Genomic DNA, 2026 nt, shown 5'->3' on the forward strand with positions numbered 1-2026 from the left:
TTCGGCTACCCGATTATGCGCAATTTGCCACATCTGTAGCGTATTGCTACAATGTGATGGGAAACCATTAGGAGACATATTATGGCAACCGCGAGCGTAAGACTAGACCAAGATCTAGTTGAGAAAGCTACAATTATGGGAAAAGCACTAAATCGAACTATGCCAAAACAGATTGAGCATTGGGCAAAGATAGGTGAAATGATGGAAGATAACCCTGATTTGCCCTACGAATTCGTGAAACAGGCAATTATTTCCAAAGCTGAAAAAGAGGCTGGAAAATTGGAGCCTTACGATTTTGGCTAAGATTACAAGTGTTTTACAGACAGCTAATTTTAAGAGAGCAGTAAAGAAGTTACATCAGAATCAGAAAAAAGATTTGGATAAAGCCGTTAAGGAACTAATGGCCGATCCTCTTCTAGGTGAGCAGAAAAAAGGCGACCTGGCCTTTCTTCGCGTGCACAAGTTCAAGATGGTTAAGCAGTTAACCTTATTAGGCTACAGTTACGAGGATGGCACTGTAATACTTGAGTTGATTGCACTTGGCTCTCATGAAAACTTTTATCGCGATGTTAAAAAGTTATTCTGACCAATTGCGTATAACTTTTAAATAGGGGGCGCAGACATGTGGGGCATAATGGCGTAGCCGCCCCGCGTGTATGCGTCCCAGCGACCGGAGGGAGTGAACTTTAGGGCTTTGTTATGTGACGTTTCAAGAACTCAGGTGCCAGGTCGGCACCATTCGGCCAAACCACTGTCTCTAATTCTGGGTCAACAGCAACTTTAGAGAAAAAAGAAGAGTCCTTTAGCGGTTCAAAGACACTGCCAGATAGTTTGTTTTCTAAATTGACTTCGCCAGCTGTACCATCGTCAAATGTTACCCATAGTTTAAAGCCGTCGAGATATTTTGCGTTTCTAACGTGAAGCATAGTTTTACTCCAATGGTGCAATGTAGTTTAACGGTTCGCCATTTTGAGCCTTATGCCAATTCTCTTCTAGTTCGGCTCGATGCTCTGAAAGCCATTCCTGAACGAATTTCGTGGCTCTGTTAGGAAGCGCTCCTTCAAGTATTGAACCGTCAAAGCCAAAGAGTGCCTCGTAACCAGAATATTTAGCATGAAAATGGGGAGGATTATGGTCGTTAAAATACATTGCGATTATAATCCCATAGAACCGGCTAATTACGGGCATTGTTGTTTGGCTCCTTTAAACGGCGTAAGTACTATTCTATACGGTTTATCGTGAAATGAAAAAGTGAGTCACATAACTTTTAAATAAGGGGCGCAGACATGTGGGGCATAATGGCGAAGCCGCCCCGCCTGTATACGTCCCAGCGAACGAAGTGAGTGAGTTTATTGAGTTGTTAGGTACGTTTATAAACATCGGAGCGATGCCCGACTTTTATCACCTGTACTACAAGCTCGTTTTCTCGGATTTCATAAATTATTCTATAAAGACCTTGCCGGATACGATACAAGTCGAGTCCACTAAGTTTAATTGCTCCATCCCTTCGCGGGTTTTCAGCTAATAAATCAATTTTGGCGAGGATCTTTTTAACGTCCGACTTGGGAATTGCCCTAAAATCTTTTGCTACTGACTTCTTGAAAGTGACGCTATATTTTTCCATCAGCTTCCAAAGTGTTTAGCAAGTCCTCATAGGAGATTTCGGGCTCTTTGGCCCTTTGTCTTACCGCAGCCAAATCTTCTTGATCTTCTTTCATAAGGAGTCTTACTGCTTCATCAATCAGTTCTGATATTGAGGTATCTGATGATGCCGCCCGCAGTTTCAAAGCATTATGAATTGCTGGTTCGAAGTAGACAGTTGATCGTTTTGATAAAATACTCATGAATAAGCCTCCATTTATGTAACATTAAAACATTATAGCGTTAAAATGTCAGTTGGGCTAATTTTTACTCAAGAGTACCTAACGCTAAGCTAACGGGCAGTGACGTAGCGGCATAATCGCGAAGCGCCGCTGCGTTACTGTCCCAGTGTGGCACGCAGTGGCACACGTGTTAAGCGCCTTGT

Annotated in this window: 6 protein-coding genes; 2 read left to right on the forward strand and 4 right to left on the reverse strand. The window is 42.7% G+C overall.

From position 1 onward, the window contains the following. Positions 1-81 precede the first annotated feature (81 nt). Complete coding sequence (locus GVO62_RS19245; protein WP_012518669.1) at positions 82-303, forward strand: TA system antitoxin ParD family protein; 222 nt, start codon at positions 82-84, stop codon at positions 301-303. Then, positions 296-586, forward strand: coding sequence for a type II toxin-antitoxin system RelE/ParE family toxin (locus GVO62_RS19250; protein WP_159120624.1), 291 nt, complete (start codon positions 296-298; stop codon positions 584-586). Before GVO62_RS19245 ends, GVO62_RS19250 begins: the two co-directional genes overlap by 8 nt. A 100-nt stretch (positions 587-686) precedes the next feature. On the opposite strand, the gene GVO62_RS19255 is transcribed toward GVO62_RS19250, so the two are convergent. The 4 genes from GVO62_RS19255 to GVO62_RS19270 all read right to left on the reverse strand — a co-directional run bounded on the left by GVO62_RS19255 (position 687) and on the right by GVO62_RS19270 (position 1844). Next, complete coding sequence (locus GVO62_RS19255; RefSeq protein ID WP_159120625.1) at positions 687-926, reverse strand: DUF2442 domain-containing protein; 240 nt, start codon at positions 924-926, stop codon at positions 687-689. A gap of 4 nt (positions 927-930) precedes the next feature. Next, positions 931-1188, reverse strand: a complete 258-nt coding sequence (locus GVO62_RS19260) for a DUF4160 domain-containing protein (protein WP_159120626.1) — start codon at positions 1186-1188, stop codon at positions 931-933. 172 nt (positions 1189-1360) lie between these two features. Then, positions 1361-1624 carry a type II toxin-antitoxin system RelE family toxin gene (locus GVO62_RS19265; protein WP_012517121.1) on the reverse strand — a complete coding sequence of 88 codons (264 nt, stop codon included), beginning with the start codon at positions 1622-1624 and terminating at the stop codon, positions 1361-1363. After that, positions 1611-1844 carry a ribbon-helix-helix domain-containing protein gene (locus GVO62_RS19270; RefSeq protein WP_159120627.1) on the reverse strand — a complete coding sequence of 78 codons (234 nt, stop codon included), beginning with the start codon at positions 1842-1844 and terminating at the stop codon, positions 1611-1613. The genes GVO62_RS19265 and GVO62_RS19270 overlap by 14 nt, the downstream gene beginning before the upstream one ends. Positions 1845-2026: the final 182 nt, after the last annotated feature.

This window comes from Alteromonas sp. KUL150 (genome assembly GCF_009811475.1).
Lineage (GTDB): Bacteria > Pseudomonadota > Gammaproteobacteria > Enterobacterales > Alteromonadaceae > Alteromonas > Alteromonas gracilis.

Excerpts from the sequence above, each read along its gene's own strand:
- GVO62_RS19255 (WP_159120625.1), bottom strand. The coding sequence starts at position 926 with ATGCTTCACGTTAGAAACGCAAAATATCTCGACGGCTTTAAACTATGG.
- GVO62_RS19260 (WP_159120626.1), bottom strand. The coding sequence starts at position 1,188 with ATGCCCGTAATTAGCCGGTTCTATGGGATTATAATCGCAATGTATTTT.
- GVO62_RS19270 (WP_159120627.1), bottom strand. The coding sequence starts at position 1,844 with ATGAGTATTTTATCAAAACGATCAACTGTCTACTTCGAACCAGCAATT.
- GVO62_RS19265 (WP_012517121.1), bottom strand. The coding sequence starts at position 1,624 with ATGGAAAAATATAGCGTCACTTTCAAGAAGTCAGTAGCAAAAGATTTT.
- GVO62_RS19245 (WP_012518669.1), top strand. The coding sequence starts at position 82 with ATGGCAACCGCGAGCGTAAGACTAGACCAAGATCTAGTTGAGAAAGCT.